Source organism: Ureibacillus sinduriensis BLB-1 = JCM 15800, from assembly GCF_000772955.1.
Classification (GTDB): domain Bacteria; phylum Bacillota; class Bacilli; order Bacillales_A; family Planococcaceae; genus Ureibacillus; species Ureibacillus sinduriensis.
Map to the genome: position 1 here is coordinate 45,613 of NZ_JPVO01000043.1, position 21,269 is coordinate 66,881.

Sequence of the window (21,269 nt, forward strand, 5' to 3'; positions counted from 1 at the left end):
AGAAAATGCCCCTCTTTGGCAGGGGCATCCAGACTGTAGACAAACTCGAATTTTCGAGTTTGCCTACAGTCTTTTTTCTTATAGAATAAAATTAATTGCTTTTGAAAATAGAGTTAGTTGATTTCCGTTTCGGCGGACGCTTTCCGCGGGCGTGGGCCAATCCTCCTCGTCGCTGTGCTCCTGTGGGGTATCGGCCGTCACGCTTGTCCCGCAGGAGTCGCCGCCTACACTACAATCAACTACTCTCTAAATATAGGTTGAGGTGAATGGATAGATGAAAGAAAAATCAAATAAATGAACGCGATCAAATTATTACAATTGAACAACTTGTTCCACGGGATCATCTTGTCAGAAAGCTTGAATGCCATGAACCTAAAGAAGCTTGCCAATTGGACATAGCAAGCTCCGGTAATGGTCTAAATTACAAAATTTGAAGAGTACTTTTACTTAAAATCAGACTAGAAAATACCTGGAAAAATCTCGAAATACAAAAAGCCTTCAGAATGTGACCATTCAAAAGGCCTTTTGTCGACAATCTGATCCTCTTTGGCAGGGGCATTTTTTTCTTAGATAAATATCCCCTCTTCCTGAAACTTTTCACACCATCATCCGTAAATAAACTAAAGATTTCATAATTATTATGAGGAGGATCCAAAAATGAGTGTGAAACGTACTTTGATGATTACAGCACTAAGTTTGTTTTCGATTATTGCATTAATCGCCGTATTTACATCTTGGTATACAGTCGATGAATCCGAACAAGCTGTCGTGATCACATTTGGCCAGGCCGAAGAAACAATCACCGATTCAGGGCTGCATTTCAAATTACCATGGCCGGTTCAGAAGGTAGAGATACTTTCAAAAGAGACGTATAGTTTGCAATTTGGATATGAACAAACGGAAGATGGGGCAATCGAGGCATATGACGACGAGACGAAGATGATTACTGGTGATGAAAACATTGTTTTAACGGACTTAGTCGTACAATGGAAAATAACAGACCCTCAAAAATTCCTATTCAATGCAGAAAATCCAAAACAAATATTACATAGCGCCACGTCCAGTGCAATTCGTTCTATTATCGGCAGCTCCACAATAGACGATGCGTTGACGAATGGAAAAGCAGATATTGAACTAAGCACACGTGATTTACTAGTTTCATTAGTAGATAAGTATGACATCGGAATCAGTATATTAGGTGTTAAGCTTCAGGATGTTGAATTGCCGAATAAGGAAGTTCGTGCCGCCTTTACCGCAGTAACAGATGCGCGCGAAACAAAAAGCACGAAAACAAATGAAGCAGAAAAATATAAAAACCAGAAGTTAAGTGAAGCCAAAGGTGAAGAAGATGCCATTCTGTCACGTGCAGAGGGGGAGAAAGTGGCCCGTGTTCAACAGGCTGAAGGAGAAGTGGCTATTTTCACAGAGTTATATGAAGAATACCAAGGCAACCAAGAAATTACTCGACAGCGTCTCGTTCTGGAAACACTAGAAAATGTCTTGCCGAACACGCAAATCTATATTATGAATGATGATGGAGAAACATTGAAATATTTACCGCTTCAACCGACGACAAATGCTCCTGTGCAAAATGCAGAAGAATCCACTCAAGGGGGCGATAAGCAATGAGTAACAACAATAATCAATATGATGGCGATTTAGAGAAATTTGTTAAATCGTTGTTCGGGAATAATAAAAACAAAAGAAAAAATGAAGGCGCTCCTATGCAGGAAACAAAGATTGGAAAAGAAAAGGCGAAAAAACCATTCAACGGCCGTCAATTCTTCAAATCTGCCATTCTTCTAACCGTTATTTTCGCCGTGCTTGTTATATTGATCGCTAATGTATATGTCGTGAAAGAGAATGAATACAAGGTCGTGCGGCAATTTGGAGAAGTGGTAAAATACGAAGAGGAACCAGGATTGAATTTTAAAATCCCATTCATCCAAAGTGTCACGACGCTACCAAAAAACTTGATGACTTATGAAATGACTCAAGAAGAAATTAATACATTGGATAAAAAACGCATTATCATCGATAATTATGCTGTTTGGCGTGTTACAGATCCAAAATCCCTGATTTCAAATGCAGGTACCCTTATCAATGCGGAATCCCGAATGGAGGAGTTTATTTACTCGGTCATTCGTACGCAACTTGGGCAATTAAATTACGATCAAATTATTAATGATGAAAATTCAGAACGGGGCAGCCTCAATGACCGTGTAACAGAGGAAGTAAATAAATCCCTTAAAAATGGTAACTTCGGTATCGAAGTGGTCGATGTTCGTATCCGACGTACCGATCTACCCGAGGAAAATGAGCATTCAGTTTACACACGTATGATTTCCGAGCGTGAATCAATTGCTCAAAGGTATTTGTCTGAAGGGGATGCTGATAAGAACAGAATTGTAGCCCAAACCGATCGTGAAGTTCAAGAACTTTTAGCCACTGCACAGAAAAAGGCATCCGTTATTCGTGCACAAGGAGAAGCAGAAGCTGCACATATTTACAATGCGGCCTTCTCCCGTGATCCTGAATTTTATGGACTGTACCGAACACTGGAATCATACAAAAAAACTATCGGTGAAGATACAGTCATCATTTTGCCGTCGGATTCACCATATGCAAGAATCTTGTCAGGTTATTTAGAATAGTTCAATGGGTTGGTCTTAAAGAGGCCAACCCATTTTGCATATGTGGAAGTGAATTGAATGGTCAACGATAGATTTAACTATTGCTAGGAGCATACTTCATACTTCAGTTTCAGTGCAAGTCGCAAGTAACCATTTTTTCAATACCATGACTCATTCCATAGTATAGGTTTCCCTAAACCAGTGGGACGACTAAACGATGAAAACAAATTCCACCCTCCTCCTCAGGTAAAATGAATATGTGGGACCCTGGGAAGCACCGGCAATGAACTTGCAAGCATCTTCCAGTGGCAATCTCCCAATAAACTCACTCCTTTTAAAACTTTTCAAGCAACCATTTCAAATTTTAGAAATTGCACGCATATTATATAGGGTTCGACAAAATTGTGGACCATTTTATCAGAAGTGCGATGATTATACTCTCTTTATATGCATGAAGCATAGAATTCCTTTGTTCAATAGCCAACTGGAAACATTGGATTGCTGCACGGGCTCATTCAATTCAAAAGTGTGATGAATATTACGGATGATTCATAAAAGTGTAACCGATTACAAAATTTGTGAAGAAACGGAGAGGGACTGTTTGCAAAATGGCGTAAAGATACTATCTCCTTGTGGCATTCTTGGGTATGGATTTCCCAAACAACCATTTCTTGATGCCTTTAAAGAAAAAATTCATGGCATTGTAGTCGATGCAGGGTCTACCGATGCTGGTCCACATAAATTGGGGGCAAATGTTTCAATCGTAAGCCGCCGTGCCCTGAAAAAAGATTTGTCCATCATTCTTGAGAAAGGATTATCACATCGCATTCCTGTCATTATTGGTTCTGCTGGAGGGGCAGGAGCGAGGGCACATGTTGAATTGACTCTTGAGGTTGTAAAAGAACTTTTGGTTGAACAAAATATCCATGCTAAGATAGGCATCATTTGGGCGGATTTTAAACAACGGACCATCATTGATGCGCTGCGGGAAGGTCGCATTACACCATTAAGCTCCAATATTCCAGACCTTACGATTGAAAAGATTTTGGATACCGGAACAATTGTGGCGCAGATGGGGCACGAACCAATCCTTAAAGCATTGAAACAGCAATGCGACATTATTTTATGTGGAAGAAGTTACGATCCTTCACCTTTTGCGGCATTAGGCATTTATCATGGGATGGATCCGGGGCTATCGTATCATTTAGGGAAAATATTGGAATGCGGTGCTTTGTGTGCTGAGCCTGGAACGACAAAGGACGGCATAATCGGCACCCTTTATCATGACTCTTTTACTGTTCAAGCTTTGAACCCAATCCGTAAATGTACGCCAACGAGTGTCGCTGCACATACTTTTTACGAAAAAGAGCATCCATATATTTTGCATGGGCCAGGTTTTACATTAAATCTGGAAAACTGCGAATTTAATGAAAAAGCAAATGGGATAGTCGAAGTTCGCAACAGTCAATATACACAAGATAAAGAGGTGCGAATTAAGCTGGAGGGCGCCCGGAAAGTTGCGTATCGTACATTTGTTGTTGCCGGGATACGGGATCCGCTGTTGATCAATCAACTGGAAGAGGTTGAAAAAGAGGTTGTCGGGCAGGTCAGTAATTATTTTGCCGAAATATCTGAAGATGATTACAAAATAAACTTTTATCATTACGGGAAGGATGCAGTGCTGGGCAATCATGAGCCATCGACTTTTAGTGGACATGAAATCGGCGTTATGTTTGAAGTATTGGCGAAAAATCAGGAATTGGCCAATGCTGTTTGTGCCAATGTCAGATCTACCTTTCTGCATTTTGGATATGAGGGAAGGAAATCGACTGCAGGTAATTTGGCTTTCCCATTTGCTCCAAGTGATATTGAATTTGGCCCGGTGTATGAATTTTCTATTTACCATTTAATGCGAATTACACAAGATCCATTTCTTTTGGAAATAGTGGAGGTGTAAAGTATGGTCAAATTAGTTGAGGTTGCAAAGATTTTACGCAGTAAAAATGCAGGTCCGTTCGAAATAACGTTGGATGTGTTGTTTGATGATAAAGAAATCTACGACCAAATAAAGAATGGGGGGGTTATTACAAAAGAGAAAGTGGCAAAAATTTATCATTTGAGTATTGAGGATATACACCATCTCGTTTATTTCGATCAGGCGCTTGGCATAAAAATAACCATGGCCAGAAAAATCTCATCCGGCAGCCCGGGGGATCGGGATGTCTATGGTGCCCAACAGCATGTCCCATTAATGAATCTTGAACTTTAACATAGAAAGCCTTTTAGAAGGGAGTGGGGGATGAAAAAGGTGAACCGCATTAAGCGTATACGAAAAGACTGGCTATTGTATGTAATGTTATTGCCCGGAATGCTCTATTTTGCAATATTCCACATTGTTCCCATCATCAATATGAAACTGGCATTCCAAGATTATAGAATCATTGGCGAAAACGTGTGGGTTGGGTGGAAGCATTTTGAACAGCTATTCAGCTCCCCGGCGTTTAAAGATGTTTTAATGAACACCGTAATCATCAGCTCGATGAAGATTATTTTTATTTTTCCAATCCCCATTCTTTTCTCGCTTTTAGTAAACGAATTGCGTTTTGGTCCTTTCCGGAAATATGTACAATCGGTTTCTTATTTACCCCATTTCCTATCATGGGTGGTCATAGCGGGAATTTGGATTACGTTGCTTGATCCCGTTGATGGGGGAGCCAATGTGATTCGGAATTTTTTTCAATTGCCTTCCCTTGACTATATGACGAGCAAAGAACATATTCGTTGGGTGCTTGTGTACTCCGAGATGTGGAGAAGTGCAGGGTGGGATTCTATCTTATATTTGGCGGCTATTTTAAAGATTAGTCCTTCTCTTTATGAAGCAGCCCGAATAGATGGGGCATCCACCCTTCACCAAATGAGGTATATCACCCTCCCGTCGCTTATGAGTACGGTGGTCACGTTGTTTATTTTAAACTTGGGATTCTTTATGAGTGCGGGATTCGACCAAGTGTTTAACTTAATGAATGATTCCGTGTTAAGCGTCATTGATATTTTAGATACGTATGTTTATAGAATCGGTATCTTGAATGGTCAATATTCTTATGCGACGGCAGCAAGCTTGTTCAAAGGCGCCATTGGGTTGATATTGATATTAGGCACCCATTTTCTGTCAAAACGCTTAACGGGAAAAGGCGTATGGTAGAGGAGGAGTTAAGATGAAGCAATTCAGCATGACAAAGGCGATTATTCAATTTATTTTATTTCTATTTACATTGGCTGTCTTGATTCCTTTATTAAATATCCTTGCGCTTTCGTTATCTGAGCCCTCGAGAGTCGATGAATTATCAGGACTTGGGGTTATCCCGAAAGGATTTTCACTTATTAACTTTGAAATTATCATGTCCAATCCGTTCATAGTAAGAAGCATTGTGAATTCGGTTTTCATAACCATTGTGGGTACTTGTTTAAACCTGTTTTTAACCGCCATTACCGCTTATGTATTAGCGAGAACGGAATTTGTAGGGAAACGGCTTGTGCTGGTTGTCTTGATTGCCGTAATGGTATTTGAACCTTCCATGATCACCGAATATTTATTAATGAAAGATTTGCATTTATTGAATTCATATGCTGCCGTCATTTTATACAAGGCAATTAATGTTTATTATTTATTCATCCTGATGCGTTTCTTCCAAGAGGTGCCAAACAGTATATTGGAAGCGGCCAAAATAGATGGTGCAGGGCATTTCCGAATTTTCACGACCATTGTGCTGCCTTTGTCTAAGCCGGCCCTTGCTACTTTAGCGTTATTCTATGGCGTCTATCATTGGAATGAGTACTTCAGGGCAACCATCTATTTAACAGATCCGAATAAATGGCCGTTTCAAGTGGTGTTGCGACAATTTGTTGTAACGCAAGACAACACCACATTGCTAAAAGGAGTGGAAGGGATGACACCGGAACTGCTGGCTAGTCTGGATTTTGGTTCCCTGCAGTCTGCAACGATAGTGGTGGCCGTTATTCCTATGTTATTGCTTTATCCATTAATACTGAAGTATTTTACGAAAGGGACTATGGATGGTGGAGTGAAGGAATAAGCGGGATTACCATCTCCGCGGGTACCGCCTGGAAATGAGGGACTACAAATATATTTTGGGGGTTACGGAATGAAGAAACTGTTATGGATGTTGTTTGGGCTGCTTGCGATTTTCTTGGTGGCATGTAGTGACAAAGGGGATGAGGAAGCTGTTGCACCAGAGCCGTCAGAGGATGGAAAAACAGCCATTACAATTGCTTATAAAGATGATGGACCTTCAAGTGAGGATTCTGTGAAATATTATGATGCTCTTGAAGCCGCATTAAAGGAACATCGGGATTTGGATGTGGAATTTAACATTGTCGAAATTGCCCAAGGCGATTATGCGGAAAAGTTAAATCTGCTTCTCTATAGCGGGGAAATTCCTGACATCATTTACTTCCAAGGAAGTGACGAACAAATTGCAGCGCAAGGATTGTTGGAAGATCTAACGCCATATATCGAAGGCTCCGAATATTTGAAAGATATTTTGTATGATCACAATGGTACAAGGTTGGATAATTATCCATATTTATTGTGGGTAAAACCAATCAATCATAAAGTACCCGTTGTGCGAACGGACTATTTGGAACAGCTATCTTCATCCGAAACTTTGCTAGCCGATCCGACTATTGAAAACTACCGGGCTTTCTTTCAAGAATTGGTCGATAAAGGATTGACCGAATATGGAATAACTGTCGCAGGTGATATAGCGGAGCTTGATTTCATTTTTAACCGCGCATTTGGTGTTACATCAACTTGGTTGGAAGATGGAAATGGAGGCTATGTATATAAAAAAGTATCAAATGCCGAAAAGGAAAAACTCGCATTTTATGCAGAGCTTTATGCTGGTGGGTTACTGGATAATCAGTATCTAACAAAACAATGGGACGTAAAAGAAGATGATTTCTATAACAACAAAGCGGGAGTCATTGTCGGTACAAATGGAAAAGTAATCGACTTATACAATACCCGCATAAAGGCAGTGAATGGAGAGAGTGCGGAGCTGACTGTATTGCCGGGGGCATCTGGCATCTCATCCGGCTATGCGGCAACGAGCGTTACAAAGGAGCCGAGAGGACTTGCAATTTCATCCCAGTCGCCAAACAAAAACATTGCATTTGAAATCTTGGATTTTTTGGCTAGTCCTGAAGGGATGAAGCTGGATTTATTGGGGTACGAAGGCGAGCACTACAATATCGAGAATGGCGAAATCGTGTTGACAGATAAATATTATTCTGAATGGTTTTCTCGATTCTGGGAACCGCAAACAATAAAGCTCGATACGGCCATCAGTGAGAGGACGCCTCTATTAAGCCCTCCAGGTCAAGCATCTACAAATGCGGTAATCGAGTCTTACGAGGCCGATAACGACTTCACCATACCCGAGGAAAATATAAGCCAATGGGATGCTATGGAAAACTTATATAAGGAATATGCTGCGGATATTATTACGGGCAAGGTGTCCATCGATGCCTTTGATACATTTGTAGACGAATGGTACGGGGCAGGTGGGGAGGACATTACAAAATTGGCGAATGAAAAGTTAAAATAAAGGACTGTTCAAAATGACAACATTTGAGGATCGTGTGAAAGGCGTTCTAATTTCAGCAGCACTGGGCGATGCGCTCGGTGCTCCTGTTGAAAAATTGTCAAGGGAAGAAATAGAACAAAAATATGGCTATGTCACCACATTAAAAACAAGGTGGTATAAAGAAGCATCAGGGGAAGAGGTGACACTTGGCAAACGGAGAGGCAACGGGATTATTACTGATGATACTTTGATGATTCTTGCGCTATGTCGTGTATATAAGAAGGAAAAACGTCATTTGGATGCCTATGATTTAGCCAATGAGTTTACGAAAGAAATAGCTTTCCGCAAAACGTTTATTCCTGAATTTGACCGTGAGACCTTTATATTGGATCGATTATTTTACCCAGAAAAACATATTTTCCTGCGCCATGTGCTGGCAAACTGTGAGCCGCGTGAAGGCGGGATGGGGAATATGGTGAACTGTGGTGCAGCGATGTATATTGCCCCAATTGGAATCGTAAACGCAGGAAATCCACTTGCTGCATATAATGAAGCAATAGCTTTTGCTTCGGGGCACCAAGTAAGCTACGGTCTTGAAGCGGCTGGAGTATTGGCAGCTTGTGTGGCATGTGCGTTCTCACCGGATGCAGCAGTGGAAGATGTTGTTGAAACCGCAATTGCTTTGGCTAAGGATGGCACTAAACAAGCAATAATAGCGCTTACAAAAAAAGCGGGGGAGTTAAAGAAAATCCATAGCTCATACAAGGAAGTGGTGGCGATCTTGCATGAGTGCATTGCACCTTTTTCGCCAATGGGGGACGATGTGCACCGCAAAATTGAGAAGGTTGGTATTCCTTCAAACCATTATACACCAAGCCGATTGTTCTCTATCGAGGAGTTGCCCCTTGCATTGGCCTTCATCGTCTATAACGATGGGGGATATTACAAATCTATTTTGGATGGCATAAATTCCGGAAGAGATACAGACTCGATTGGTGTTATGGTGGGCGCAATCCTGGGAGCGATGTATGGCACAAAGTTTATTGAAGAAGAAGATGTCCATTTGCTCTCCAAGACAAACCGATTGGATTTTGATGCAGAAGCCGCCTCTTTCGCGGAAGCAGCAAAAGAGATACTTGAAAGAGACTTGCAAATTGCACGTAAACAGGAAGGAATTATTGGGCATTAATGGGGGGCCATAAGATGATCCCAAAAAACTATCTAGAAAAAGTATATGCGAGTATTTTGGCGATGAACGCCGGAATACGATTAGGTGCGCCTGTTGAACCACCTGAATGGACTTCGGAAATGATTCAAGATGTTTTCGGGGAAATCAAAGATTATGTGAAGGTGTATGATGTTTTTTCTGCAGATGATGATGCAAACGGCCCGATATTTTTTATAAGGGCTTTGCTGGATCATGCAAGGAACCGGCAATTAGAACCGCAGGATGTTGCGAAAACTTGGCTGAACTATTTGCGCGAAGGGTTAGGCATGGTTTGGTGGGGGGGCGACCAAATCAGCACTGAGCATACGGTATATCTAAATTTGAAAAAAGGAATTCAGGCACCACGTTCTGGATCAATCGAACTGAATGGTGAGATTCTGGCAGAACAAATTGGCGGTCAAATTTTTATTGATTCCTTTGGTTTGATTTTTCCGAATAATCCCGTCAAGGCAGCACAATACGCCGAAATTGCGGCGAGTGTCTCCCACGATCGGAACGGGATATATGGGGCGCGTTTTATAGCTGCATGCATCGCTTTGGCATTCACAAAGGAGACAGTACTTGAAATACTTTTGGAAGCTCTAGAACAGATTCCTGCAGAAAGTACTTATGCCAAGGTAGTTCGAGCGGTTATAGATTTTCATAAGTTGCATCCTGATGATTTCCGTGCTTGCCGCGATTTTTTGGAAGACGAGTGGGGATACGATAAATTTACTGGAGTTTGCCATATCATCCCCAATGCGGGTGTATGCATCCTCGCCCTTTTATACGGCGAAGGGAATGTAAGCCGGACAATTGAAATTGCAACGATGTGTGGTTGGGATACGGATTGTAATGCAGGGACTGTTGGATCGATTGTTGGAGCCTTGAGTGGGCTCGATGGAATTGCTTCCAACTATCGAAAGCCTATCAATGACGCCATCGTTGCATCTAGTGTCTCGGGTTATTTAAATAACGTGGATTTGCCTACATTTGCAAAACAGATTGCTCTATTGGGCTATCGGGAAGCAAGGGAAGAACCGCCACCCCGATTAGTCGAAAGCTATAAAGAGAAGGAAATCTATTTTGATTTTACATTGCCAGGGTCAACACATGGATTTTGCACGAGTTATCCGTTTAAAACATTTTTGCGAAATTCCGGTAATAAAGGGTTTTCCACAAACGGTTCCTTGGAAATTATCGTATTTAGGATGTATGAAGGGGATATTTCGACAGTTTTTTATAGAACTTTTTACAGGCGAAATCTTTTCATGGATGAAAAATATTCACCAACCTTTGCCCCCACCGCCTATAGTGGGCAAACGGTTTCCATGAAAGTGAAGGTGGAGCGGTTGCATGGTAAAGCCATCGTTTTGACGCCATACGTGCGTACTACATCCGATAAAAAAATAATCAAGACGAAGGATCCTATAATAGTCAATTCGATCTGGCAAACGATTGAATTCACAGTACCAAATACAAAAGGAGATTTAATAGAAGAAGTGGGTCTGATGATTCACTCGGACTCTTCTAGAACAGAGAGGGCGTTTGGTAAAATCTTTTTGGATGAGTTTCGAATTTATGGTAAGCCGTCCTACGAAATTGATTTTAAAAAACAAGTTGTCGAGTTCAAGTGCGTGACACCGTTTTCTCATCATCGGGGAAAATGGACGCTCGAAGAGGATGCAATGAAAATGGAAAGCAATGAAGGTGCATTTTGTTTCACGGGACATTATTTTATGGAAGATGCGATTATTGAAGCCAATATTAAACCTATAAAAGGAAATTCACATGGTATTCTCTTTAGATCGTCTGGAATAGAGCAATATTATTTTGCAGGGTTTGACTCTGAAAATAAAGTGATACTCGGTTCACGGGATTTTGGGGCAACTTTATTGGCTGAAGCCGACTACAGGTGGAAGCATGGCGAGTTGTACCGCTTAAAATTGAAAGCAATGGATAATAATTTATCTTTTTATATAAATGATGAACTTTTGTTGACTGTACAAGATGATACCTTCCAACATGGTATGTGGGGTTTTTATGCTTTTGAAGGTGGGGAATGCACCTACACGGACATAAAAATAAATTAGATCACTAGGTATAACCAATTTGCTTAAGGTTATACCTTTTTAACTAGAGCTTCATAGATTTATTAAAAATTAGTATAAAAGATACAGTATTTACTACTTTCTATTAATATAACTTCTGTTGTACTATAAAGGTATATTATGTGAAAAGAGGAATGGAAGTTGTTCAAAGTAAATCAACTGATTCAAAATATACTTCTGGCATTCATCATGTCTTGTTCTATTACTTCGATATTTAAGGCAACACCTTATACATGGTTAAAAGCTGAAGTCATACATATACCACTATTGTTTATTGTCATGTTCGGTCTATCCCTTCTCGTTGTCGAGGATGTAAGAAATAGTTTTAAAAAAGTGCTGAAATTTGAATCAAGAAAAGATAAACGGCCAATCTGGCAAGTAGGTGTGGGGATGATTTTTTATTTCACGCAGGTAGGGCTAATCGAAGTATTTGCCCGAAGCCTAATGGTATACAATTTAGGGGGAATGCCGCTTTATTTGGTATTTGCCTTTATGAATGCATTTTTGCTTACTGTTATTTATGAAGAAATCTTCTACCCAAAAATTTCAAAAAAATCTTACTCCTGAAACTTTCGTTTAGTTGAAGTAAATAAGGTTCATTCCTGCACGTATTGGTCGTATTTTCGGCTGGTACGTGTTTTATAATGGAAAAAAGCGTGTTGAAAGGATAAAGTTAATAGAGACACATTATTTAAGACAAAGACTAGTTGCCATTGATGAAGATTGATGAAGGAGAGCGTTAAATGAGTAGAGATAAATTATTGTTGCTGGACGGAAATAGTTTGGCTTATCGAGCATTTTTTGCGTTGCCGCTGCTTGCCAACGACAGTGGAATCCATACAAATGCAGTATATGGATTTACAACCATGCTTCAAAAAATAGTAGAAGAAGAGAAACCGACAAAAATGCTTGTTGCTTTCGATGCAGGGAAAACAACCTTCCGCCACGAATCTTACGGGGAGTATAAGGGTGGACGCCAAAAAACCCCACCAGAGTTATCTGAACAATTTCCTTATTTGCGAAAGCTGATAGATGCCTATCAAATTAAACGTTATGAAAAGGAACTTTACGAAGCGGATGATATTATCGGTACCCTCGCGAAGCAAGCCGAAAACGAAAATATGGATGTAATCGTTGTGTCGGGCGATAAAGATTTAACCCAGCTTGCCACCGATCAAGTGACGGTTTATATCACTCGTAAAGGAATGACGGATATTGAAAAATATACGCCTGCGCATATAGAAGAGAAGTACGGGCTGACGCCGCTTCAAATTATCGATATGAAGGGGCTCATGGGCGATCCTTCGGATAATATTCCGGGCGTACCGGGGGTTGGGGAAAAAACGGCCATTAAATTACTAAAAGAATATGGGTCTGTTGAAGCTTTGTATGAACAAATCGAAGACATGAAAAAGTCGAAAATGAAAGAAAAGCTAGTGGAGAATGAAGAGCAAGCGAAACTATCCAAAAAGTTGGCGACCATCTTCACTGAAGCGCCTATCGATATCACCCTTGGGGATTTGAGCTACCCAGGACCGAATGAAGAAGAACTTTTAAACGTATGGCAGGAACTTTCGTTTAAGTCTTTGATTGAGAAAAGCGATTTCCAGGCTGAAGAAATAGAAACGGCTGAATTGGATTTTGACATTGTGCAGGAAGTGACGGAGGAGATGCTCGGGGATGTCATGGCTGTTCATGTTGAAATTGAAAACGAACATTATCATACATGCCGGGTTTTAGGTTTTGCCTTTACAGATGGTGTAAAGACATTCTATCTTTCTTTTGAAGCGATGCAACAAAACGAAGTGATTAAAAATTGGCTGGAAGATGAAACGAAGAAAAAATATATGTCGGATAGTAAAGCAGCGCAAGCGATTTTGAATCGTGTGGGAATCAATCTGCATGGTGTGGAATTCGATATGTTGTTGGCGGCCTATATTGTGAATCCAGCCATTTCCGGCGATGATATCGCCACTCTTGCAAAAGAGTTTGGTTATACAGATATCCAAGCGAATGAAACGATATATGGAAAAGGGGCAAAATGGACGGTTCCGGCAGAGAAGGTTCTGGCTGAGCATGTCAGCCGCAAAGCTTTCGCCATTTGGACGCTCCAGCCCATTGTTGAAGGCAAGCTAAAGGAAAATGAACAGTTCGAGCTGTATTACGATCTTGAGCTTCCTCTTGCCTCTATCCTCGGTTCTATGGAAAGTAAAGGCATTAAAGTTGATATTCCGACACTTGAAAAGATGGGTGAGGATCTCGAACAGAAAATTAGCTCACTTGAAAAAGAGATTTATGAACTTGCAGGAGAGAAGTTCAATATTAACTCCCCTAAGCAATTAGGAGTGATTTTATTTGAGAAATTGGGCCTTCCGGTAGTGAAGAAAACGAAAACAGGTTATTCAACAGCTGCCGATGTTCTAGAGAAGTTGCAAAATGAACATAAAGTCGTTCAATATATTCTTGATTACCGACAGCTTGCGAAATTGCAATCCACCTATATTGAAGGGCTTATGAAGGAAGTGCATTGCGAGGATAGCAAGGTGCATACGCGGTTCCAGCAAGCTTTAACTTCCACGGGTCGACTAAGCTCCACTGATCCGAACCTTCAGAATATCCCGATTCGTCTGGAAGAAGGTCGAAAAATTCGACAGGCGTTTGTCCCTTCAGAAGAAGGATGGGTCTTATTCGCAGCGGATTACTCACAAATCGAATTACGTGTTTTGGCACATATGTCCAATGATGAAAATTTAGTGGAAGCATTTAAAGAAGGAATGGATATTCATACTCGTACAGCAATGGACGTATTCCATGTCTCGGAAGATGAAGTGACTTCCAATATGCGCCGTGCGGCAAAAGCCGTTAACTTCGGTATTGTTTATGGTATTAGTGATTATGGACTGTCCCAAAGCTTGAATATTACACGGAAAGAAGCAGGGGATTTTATCGAGAAATATTTGGAAAGCTTCCCTGGTGTTAAACAATATATGGATACAATCGTGCAGGAAGCAAAACTTAAGGGATATGTGACAACGATTTTAAATCGTCGGCGTTATTTGCCCGATATTACGAGCAGGAACTTTAATCTGCGAAGTTTTGCCGAGCGTACGGCGATGAATACGCCGATTCAAGGCAGTGCGGCGGATATTATTAAAAAAGCGATGATCGATATGGATGCACGCTTGAAAGAAGAAGGACTTAAATCAACACTACTGTTGCAAGTACACGATGAATTAATTTTTGAAGCACCAAAAGAGGAAATTGAAATTTTAGAGCGAATTGTACCGGAAGTCATGGAACATGCCATTGAATTGGCAGTTCCGTTAAAAGTGGATTTCAACTATGGTCAAACTTGGTATGATGCGAAATAAGGAAGTGGAATTATGCCTGAATTACCAGAGGTAGAAGGTGTTGTTCGGGCACTTGTGCCTTCAGTTGAAGGGAAGACCATTATGAAAGTGGAACTCTCGGAAACTATATACACGTCATTTGGGCTTGGCAAGCAATGCATTGTTAAAAATATGGCACCGAACCTATTTGTAGAAGCGATGCAAGGGATGGAGATCAAAAAAATCACCCGTCGTTCCAAATATATTTATTTTCATTTGGAGAAAAACAAAGAGAGATTTCTTTTTGTAAATCATTTAGGAATGACCGGGGCGTGGTTTGTAGTTCAATCTTTGGATGATATTACGGAAGAGAAGTTTCGAAAGCATGTGCATGCAATATTTAGCCTGCAATCAGGGGAACTTCTAGTATATTCAGATATACGGCGATTTGGCGAGCTTCGCTTTATAAAAAAAATGGAAGAGCATCCCCCCCTTCTTCTAATGGCACCGGAACCGTTCGAGAGTCGCGCATGTGATTTCTTTTTGGAAAAGTGTGAGTTGCCGAAATATCAACACAAGCCCATTAAAGAAGTAATTATGGACGGGCAAGTCATCTCGGGATGCGGCAATATCTATGCAACGGAAGCTCTTTTTAGAATGGGTATTCATCCAGCGAGGAAAACGAATCGTATCAGTAAAAAACGAAAAATCGAGCTGTTTGAAGCGATACGTACAATTTTACAAGAAAGCATCGAGATGGGCGGGTCAACAATTTCGGACTATCGGAATATAAACGGGGAAGCAGGAGGAATGCAGAACCGTTTGAAAATGTATGGCAAGAAAACTTGCCCTGAGTGTGATACAGCTACAAAATCGTTAATTATAGGGGGACGTACTTCGGTATATTGTCCAAAATGTCAGCATTAAAAGGGTGTTTAGTGGAATGATTATTGGGTTAACAGGCAGCATTGCGAGCGGTAAAAGTACCGTTGCCAATATGCTGAAAAATTACGGTCTGCCAATTGTCGATGCAGATATAGTGGCCCGGCTAGTAGTGGAGCCGGGTACACCAACCTTGCGAAAAATTGTAGAGGCATTTGGAGAGGAAGCGTTAACAGATGAAGGTGCAATGGATCGCCAGAAAATCGGCTCCATCATTTTTAATAATGAAGAAAAAAGAAAACAGTTGAACGGCATCATTCATCCAGCCATACGGCAAGAAATGCTCCGTCAACGCGACGAGCACTTTGGGAATGGCGCTAACACGGTAGTGATGGATATACCTTTATTATTTGAAAGCAAATTGCAGCATTTTGTAGAGAAGATAATCGTTGTGTCGGTATCCGAAGAAACACAATTGAACCGGTTAATGGAGCGGAACCAATTGACGGAGGAGGAAGCCAAAGCACGTATTGCATCACAGTTGCCTCTTAGCGAAAAAGAACAAGGGGCGGATGCAGTGATTGATAACAATGGAACGATTGAGCAAACAGCCCGGCAATTAGAAAATATATTGCGTAAATGGGAAGTTATTTAGCAAATAGTACATTTTCTTGTACTTTAGTCACAGAACCTAGCCTAATATGTTATACAATTGGTCGACTTTGTAAAGTCGGCCTTTTTATTTTTTAAAAATAGTTAATCTAGGCAAGAAAGTGGGTAACGATACAGTAGACGAAAGATTGCAAGATAATTTTCAATTTCCTTTATACACAGCGTATTTTTTCAGAAAATAGAAACTTTTTAAATCTGAATAAAATGTGTTCACCTTTTAGGTAAATGTGTTATACTAATTGCAAGAGATTGGATAAAATATTACTAACCGCAAATACAGGAGGATTTTCAAATAATGACAGTTTCTATTGCTATTAATGGGTTTGGCCGTATCGGACGCATGGTTTTCCGCCAAGCAATTGCTCAAGATGAATTAAATATTGTTGCGATAAATGCTAGTTATCCATCAGAAACGTTAGCACATTTAATTAAGTATGACACAAATCATGGCCGATTTGACGGAACAGTTGAAACGGAAGAAAATGCTTTAATCGTCAATGGTAAGCGCATTCAACTAATAAGTGAACGTGATCCATTACAATTGCCATGGAAACAATTAGGTGTAGATATCGTAATTGAAGCAACAGGTAAATTTAATGATCGTGAAAAAGCAGCAATGCATTTAGAAGCTGGTGCCAAGAAAGTTATTTTAACTGCTCCGGGTAAAAATGAAGATATAACACTAGTGATGGGTGTGAATGACGAGTTATTGGATATTGATAAGCATGATGTCATTTCAAATGCTTCTTGTACTACAAACTGTCTGGCACCTGTAGCAAAAGTATTGAATGATACATTTGGCATTGAAAATGGTTTAATGACAACAGTTCATGCCTATACAAATGATCAAAAGAATCTCGACAATCCACACAAGGATCTGCGTCGTGCTCGTGCATGTGCAGATAGCATCATCCCGACTTCAACAGGCGCTGCAAAAGCATTATCGCTTGTATTGCCTGAATTAAAAGGTAAATTGCATGGAATGGCCCTACGTGTCCCAACTTCGAATGTATCATTGGTTGACCTTGTAGTGGACCTTCAAAAAGATGTTACGGTTGAAGAAGTAAATGAAGCTTTTAAAGCTGCTAGCGAAGGCCCGTTAAAAGGAATTTTAAACTTTACAATGGAGCCATTAGTTTCAACAGATTATAATTCAACAACATATTCCTCTACAATCGACGGCCAGCTGACAATGGTTATGGGCTCCCGCAAAGTGAAAGTGCTTGCTTGGTATGACAATGAGTGGGGATATTCCGCACGAGTAGTGGACTTGACAAAGAAAATTGTGAAAGAACTTGAAAAAGTTACAGCATAATGTGCAACAGTACACAAAAGGTAGAAGTGGATACTTCTATCTTTTTTATTTTGAGATGTTAGATTGATGTAACGTTTTATTATATTTACACAAATGGAACACGCAGTGAAGTTTTGATTGTCCCGGGGTTTGTCTTTTGGAGGCGCAAGAGATAATCGTCATGAGCATTCAACGCAATAGGGAGCAGTCTCACAGACATTTTGAGAAGAAAAAGTTTAAAAATAAGTGTTTTCTATTGCAAAATATATTAGAATTTACTATTACGAACACAAAATAACTGCTATTTTTCTATATAAATAAGATTTGTTATAATGAGAGTATCAAAGAACTTGGTTTTTCGCCCCTAGCTTTTGGCGATCAGCTTTAGTTGGATTTATACGGATAAGAATGTTGCATTCTATCTTATTTGTCTAAAAAGAGTGAGACGGGAGAAATACTATGAGATGTCCAGCTTGTCAATATAATGGAACACGTGTTGTGGATTCAAGACCTGTTGATGATAATAAAGAAATTCGACGCCGACGGGAATGTGAGTCCTGTGGTGTTCGTTTTACTACATTTGAAAAGATTGAAGAAACGCCTTTGATCGTTGTTAAAAAGGATGGTTCGAGGGAAGAATTCAGCCGGGAAAAAGTGTTGCGTGGACTGATTCGTGCATGTGAAAAGCGCCCAGTATCTTTGGACACTTTGGAAGGAATTGCTCTGTCCGTGGAAAAAGATTTAAGAAGAATTGGCAACTCGGAAGTGCGTTCTGACGATGTCGGAGAAAAAGTTATGAACTTATTGGCAAAAGAAGATGAAGTGGCCTATGTTCGTTTCGCTTCCGTTTATCGGCAATTCAAAGATATCAATGTGTTTATTGCAGAAATGAAGGAACTGCTTCAACGTCAATCGGATATGAAAAAATAAAGTTTTGGAGGGAATTAAATGGTTCATTTGTATAAAGAAGTGCAGCCTACGGATCATTTTGAAATAAGTCTCCCTCATTTTCTTTCAACAAATGAACGCCAATTGCTAACATTGTTCTATCAACCCTTAACAGGCCCCGAACCAATCAGTTTATACTTAACTCTTTGGGCTGAAGGGGAAGATTTACATAATCATTCTATGACCCATTACTATTTAATGAACGTTTTGAGTATGCCGATCGGGAAGATTTTTGAGGCACGAATTGCCCTAGAGGCAATTGGTTTACTTCGAACATGGCGAAAGGATGAAGAGGATAGTCGCCGGTTTATTTATGAATTAATCCGTCCGCTAGAAGCAGCGGCATTTTTTCAAGATCCTTTGCTATCGATGTTCTTATTCTCGAAGATTGGTGAGCAAGCATACCGGAAATTACGAAGACGTTTTACGAAAACGATCAATAAAGACACGTTTAAAGAGGTTTCCCGTTCATTTATTGATGTGTATAAACCAGTACATATGAATGTACCGAAGGATTTTGCGGAGATGAACGAAGGAAGGAAACAGGATTACCCATTTTATTTCGAACAGTTTGATTTTAATTTGCTGCTGTCAGGGTTATCGGAAAACTTGATTCCTTCAAGCAGTATTACAGCTGAAGTGAAGGAAATTATAGCAAAGCTTGCCTTTCTTTATCACCTGTCTCCTTTGGATATGCAAAAGGTTGTTATTTTGGCGCTGGATGATAACATGCAGATTTCGAACGACCGATTAAAAAAAGCGGCCGCGGATTATTATAAGTTGACGGTTTCCAAGGATGCTCCAAAAATGGAAAAAACCTTTGTCCAAAGCGAACAGCCTCAAACTGCCAGTAAGGCAACCAAAGAGCAGGAACTTCAGATTTATCTTGAAACAACGCCACCCCTTCAAGTGTTGAAAGATATAAATAACGGAAAAGAGCCATTGCCATCATCGGTTGAACTTGCTGAAGATTTAATAATGAAGCATGGAATGCCGATAGGTGTAGTAAATGTTCTTTTGGAATATGTCATGCTCACAACAGATATGAAACTCCCACGTAAATATGTGGAAAGAATTGCCGATCATTGGATGAGGAAAAATTTGAAAACTGCCAAAGAAGCAATGGATTTGGCACGAACTGAAAGAGATCAGTATACAAAGTGGAAAAATGAAAACGACAATAAGGCACAAGGAACTAAACGAAATAACACGGGCTATAAAAACCAAGCGAGACAGAGTAAAGAAATAATCCCTGAGTGGTTTTATAAACGCAATAAACAAGACGAAGCGAAGCAACAGCCCGATATTGAAAAACAGAAGTCAACCGAGGAACGACGTAAAAAGATTTTGGAAGCGTTGGGTCAATCAGATGGAGAGGTGAATTAAAATCGAACCTATAAATAAAGCGCTGAATAGAGTGATAAATATGCCATCTTTTCAAGAACGGTATGAAAAAATGAGACGAGAAATTTTGGAAAATGCACAAGTGCAAAAGTTTTTGGAAGAAAACGACACGCTTGTCAATAAAGAGATGGTTGAGCGGAGCTTGACAACATTACATGAGTATATTTCCCAAAGCCATTCTTGCTGCGGCTGCGATAACACCGATCACTGCACAAACAACTTGAATGGATTTGTTCCAAAGCTTTCAATTATTCGCAATTCCATTGAAATTGAATACTATAAATGTGAACAAAAACTGATCGAGGAAGAAAGACGCGAATCGGCGAAGATGATCTCAAGCATGTACATGCCAAAAGATGTTTTAAGAGCTAGAGTGAAAGATTTACTGAATAATGATTCGCAAATGGATGTAGCGGAATTAGCCACGAAATTCATTCAAAGAGTGAAAGAAACAGGTAAATTGCCTTCAAAGGGTCTATTTATCTATGGTCCATTCGGTGTAGGGAAATCCTTTGTGCTTGGTGCAATTGCGAATGAACTGGCTAGTTTAAAAATCCGCTCGGTTGTTGTATTTGTCCCTGAATTTTTAAGTGAAATGAAGCAAGCAATTTCTGATAACTCGCTTCAGGAAAAAGTTGATTTTGTAAAAAAAGCGCCGGTTTTAATGCTGGATGATCTTGGTGCCGAGACGTTGTCCACTTGGACCCGCGATGAAATCTTGGGAACAATTCTACACTATCGGATGGCGGAAGAACTACCGACATTTATTACTTCCAATTTCGATTATGACGGTTTGGAAAATCACTTGGCCAATTCGCAAAAAGGCGGCGTTGAGGTTGTGAAGGCCGCCCGGATTATGGAACGTATTAAGGCAACTACTGCCCCGATTCAACTGGAAGGTACAAATCGCAGGCTTTAAATAAAAAAATTGAATTGAATGTTGCAATTTTAAAAGTTCGAGCGTATACTACATTGTAATTAATCAATATTTAAATGCTTTGATAAGGACAACAAGTTTGTGTAACCGACTCTATAAGAGAAGGAAGCCTTGGCTGGAAGCTTCCGAGTACGAACACTTGCTTTACTACCTTTGAGCATCGGCGGGGACAATCCGCTGACGTTATTCGGTACGTTAACCGACCTTGAGCTTCGTCTGATAACATGTTATCGGAAGGAAGAAGGG

17 protein-coding genes are annotated in these 21,269 nt (G+C 40.2%); all 17 read left to right on the plus strand.

Annotated elements, in window-relative coordinates:
- The first annotated feature begins 657 nt into the window (after positions 1-657).
- The 17 genes from hflK (at position 658) to dnaI (ending at position 21,005) form a co-directional block, all read left to right on the plus strand.
- On the plus strand, positions 658-1,629 hold the full coding sequence (hflK, locus tag CD33_RS04755; protein ID WP_036198677.1) for an FtsH protease activity modulator HflK: 972 nt from the start codon (positions 658-660) through the stop codon (positions 1,627-1,629).
- Positions 1,626-2,654 carry a protease modulator HflC gene (hflC, locus tag CD33_RS04760; RefSeq protein ID WP_036198679.1) on the plus strand — a complete coding sequence of 343 codons (1,029 nt, stop codon included), beginning with the start codon at positions 1,626-1,628 and terminating at the stop codon, positions 2,652-2,654. Before hflK ends, hflC begins: the two co-directional genes overlap by 4 nt.
- Before the next feature lie 580 nt (positions 2,655-3,234).
- On the plus strand, positions 3,235-4,590 hold the full coding sequence (locus tag CD33_RS04765) for an acyclic terpene utilization AtuA family protein (protein WP_036198681.1): 1,356 nt from the start codon (positions 3,235-3,237) through the stop codon (positions 4,588-4,590).
- Positions 4,591-4,593: 3 nt separating this feature from the next.
- Positions 4,594-4,902, plus strand: coding sequence for a DUF4387 domain-containing protein (locus CD33_RS04770; RefSeq protein WP_036198682.1), 309 nt, complete (start codon positions 4,594-4,596; stop codon positions 4,900-4,902).
- A 30-nt stretch (positions 4,903-4,932) separates the two neighbouring features.
- Positions 4,933-5,835 (plus strand): ABC transporter permease, encoded by a 903-nt coding sequence (locus CD33_RS04775; protein ID WP_036198683.1) that lies wholly within the window; start codon positions 4,933-4,935, stop codon positions 5,833-5,835.
- 13 nt (positions 5,836-5,848) lie between these two features.
- On the plus strand, positions 5,849-6,727 hold the full coding sequence (locus CD33_RS04780; RefSeq protein WP_036198684.1) for a carbohydrate ABC transporter permease: 879 nt from the start codon (positions 5,849-5,851) through the stop codon (positions 6,725-6,727).
- Between the two features lie 69 nt (positions 6,728-6,796).
- The gene (locus CD33_RS04785) at positions 6,797-8,260 is read left to right on the plus strand and encodes an extracellular solute-binding protein (RefSeq protein ID WP_036198686.1); all 1,464 of its coding nucleotides are present in this window, start codon (positions 6,797-6,799) and stop codon (positions 8,258-8,260) included.
- A gap of 13 nt (positions 8,261-8,273) precedes the next feature.
- The gene (locus tag CD33_RS04790; RefSeq protein WP_036198689.1) at positions 8,274-9,428 is read left to right on the plus strand and encodes an ADP-ribosylglycohydrolase family protein; all 1,155 of its coding nucleotides are present in this window, start codon (positions 8,274-8,276) and stop codon (positions 9,426-9,428) included.
- A 14-nt stretch (positions 9,429-9,442) separates the two neighbouring features.
- Positions 9,443-11,539: an ADP-ribosylglycohydrolase family protein gene (locus tag CD33_RS04795; protein ID WP_036198691.1), complete on the plus strand. Its 2,097-nt coding sequence runs from the start codon at positions 9,443-9,445 to the stop codon at positions 11,537-11,539.
- 159 nt (positions 11,540-11,698) lie between these two features.
- Complete coding sequence (locus CD33_RS04800; protein WP_036198693.1) at positions 11,699-12,124, plus strand: hypothetical protein; 426 nt, start codon at positions 11,699-11,701, stop codon at positions 12,122-12,124.
- Positions 12,125-12,300: 176 nt separating this feature from the next.
- Positions 12,301-14,928 (plus strand): DNA polymerase I, encoded by a 2,628-nt coding sequence (gene polA, locus CD33_RS04805; protein ID WP_036198695.1) that lies wholly within the window; start codon positions 12,301-12,303, stop codon positions 14,926-14,928.
- Between the two features lie 12 nt (positions 14,929-14,940).
- Positions 14,941-15,813, plus strand: a complete 873-nt coding sequence (gene mutM, locus CD33_RS04810; protein ID WP_036198697.1) for a bifunctional DNA-formamidopyrimidine glycosylase/DNA-(apurinic or apyrimidinic site) lyase — start codon at positions 14,941-14,943, stop codon at positions 15,811-15,813.
- 16 nt (positions 15,814-15,829) lie between these two features.
- The gene (gene coaE / locus CD33_RS04815) at positions 15,830-16,423 is read left to right on the plus strand and encodes a dephospho-CoA kinase (RefSeq protein ID WP_036198699.1); all 594 of its coding nucleotides are present in this window, start codon (positions 15,830-15,832) and stop codon (positions 16,421-16,423) included.
- A gap of 312 nt (positions 16,424-16,735) precedes the next feature.
- Positions 16,736-17,755, plus strand: coding sequence for a glyceraldehyde-3-phosphate dehydrogenase (locus tag CD33_RS04820; RefSeq protein WP_036198701.1), 1,020 nt, complete (start codon positions 16,736-16,738; stop codon positions 17,753-17,755).
- A 438-nt stretch (positions 17,756-18,193) separates the two neighbouring features.
- Complete coding sequence (gene nrdR, locus CD33_RS04825) at positions 18,194-18,664, plus strand: transcriptional regulator NrdR (protein WP_036198703.1); 471 nt, start codon at positions 18,194-18,196, stop codon at positions 18,662-18,664.
- Between the two features lie 18 nt (positions 18,665-18,682).
- On the plus strand, positions 18,683-20,068 hold the full coding sequence (locus CD33_RS04830) for a replication initiation and membrane attachment family protein (protein WP_036198704.1): 1,386 nt from the start codon (positions 18,683-18,685) through the stop codon (positions 20,066-20,068).
- Between the two features lie 40 nt (positions 20,069-20,108).
- A complete protein-coding gene (gene dnaI / locus CD33_RS04835; protein ID WP_235863381.1) occupies positions 20,109-21,005 on the plus strand; it encodes a primosomal protein DnaI in 897 nt (298 codons plus the stop codon).
- Positions 21,006-21,269 lie beyond the last annotated feature (264 nt).

Excerpts from the sequence above, each read along its gene's own strand:
- CD33_RS04790 (WP_036198689.1), top strand. The coding sequence starts at position 8,274 with ATGACAACATTTGAGGATCGTGTGAAAGGCGTTCTAATTTCAGCAGCA.
- coaE (WP_036198699.1), top strand. The coding sequence starts at position 15,830 with ATGATTATTGGGTTAACAGGCAGCATTGCGAGCGGTAAAAGTACCGTT.
- dnaI (WP_235863381.1), top strand. The coding sequence starts at position 20,109 with ATGCCATCTTTTCAAGAACGGTATGAAAAAATGAGACGAGAAATTTTG.
- CD33_RS04820 (WP_036198701.1), top strand. The coding sequence starts at position 16,736 with ATGACAGTTTCTATTGCTATTAATGGGTTTGGCCGTATCGGACGCATG.
- CD33_RS04770 (WP_036198682.1), top strand. The coding sequence starts at position 4,594 with ATGGTCAAATTAGTTGAGGTTGCAAAGATTTTACGCAGTAAAAATGCA.
- CD33_RS04795 (WP_036198691.1), top strand. The coding sequence starts at position 9,443 with ATGATCCCAAAAAACTATCTAGAAAAAGTATATGCGAGTATTTTGGCG.
- CD33_RS04775 (WP_036198683.1), top strand. The coding sequence starts at position 4,933 with ATGAAAAAGGTGAACCGCATTAAGCGTATACGAAAAGACTGGCTATTG.
- polA (WP_036198695.1), top strand. The coding sequence starts at position 12,301 with ATGAGTAGAGATAAATTATTGTTGCTGGACGGAAATAGTTTGGCTTAT.
- hflK (WP_036198677.1), top strand. The coding sequence starts at position 658 with ATGAGTGTGAAACGTACTTTGATGATTACAGCACTAAGTTTGTTTTCG.
- CD33_RS04785 (WP_036198686.1), top strand. The coding sequence starts at position 6,797 with ATGAAGAAACTGTTATGGATGTTGTTTGGGCTGCTTGCGATTTTCTTG.
- nrdR (WP_036198703.1), top strand. The coding sequence starts at position 18,194 with ATGAGATGTCCAGCTTGTCAATATAATGGAACACGTGTTGTGGATTCA.
- hflC (WP_036198679.1), top strand. The coding sequence starts at position 1,626 with ATGAGTAACAACAATAATCAATATGATGGCGATTTAGAGAAATTTGTT.
- mutM (WP_036198697.1), top strand. The coding sequence starts at position 14,941 with ATGCCTGAATTACCAGAGGTAGAAGGTGTTGTTCGGGCACTTGTGCCT.
- CD33_RS04780 (WP_036198684.1), top strand. The coding sequence starts at position 5,849 with ATGAAGCAATTCAGCATGACAAAGGCGATTATTCAATTTATTTTATTT.
- CD33_RS04830 (WP_036198704.1), top strand. The coding sequence starts at position 18,683 with ATGGTTCATTTGTATAAAGAAGTGCAGCCTACGGATCATTTTGAAATA.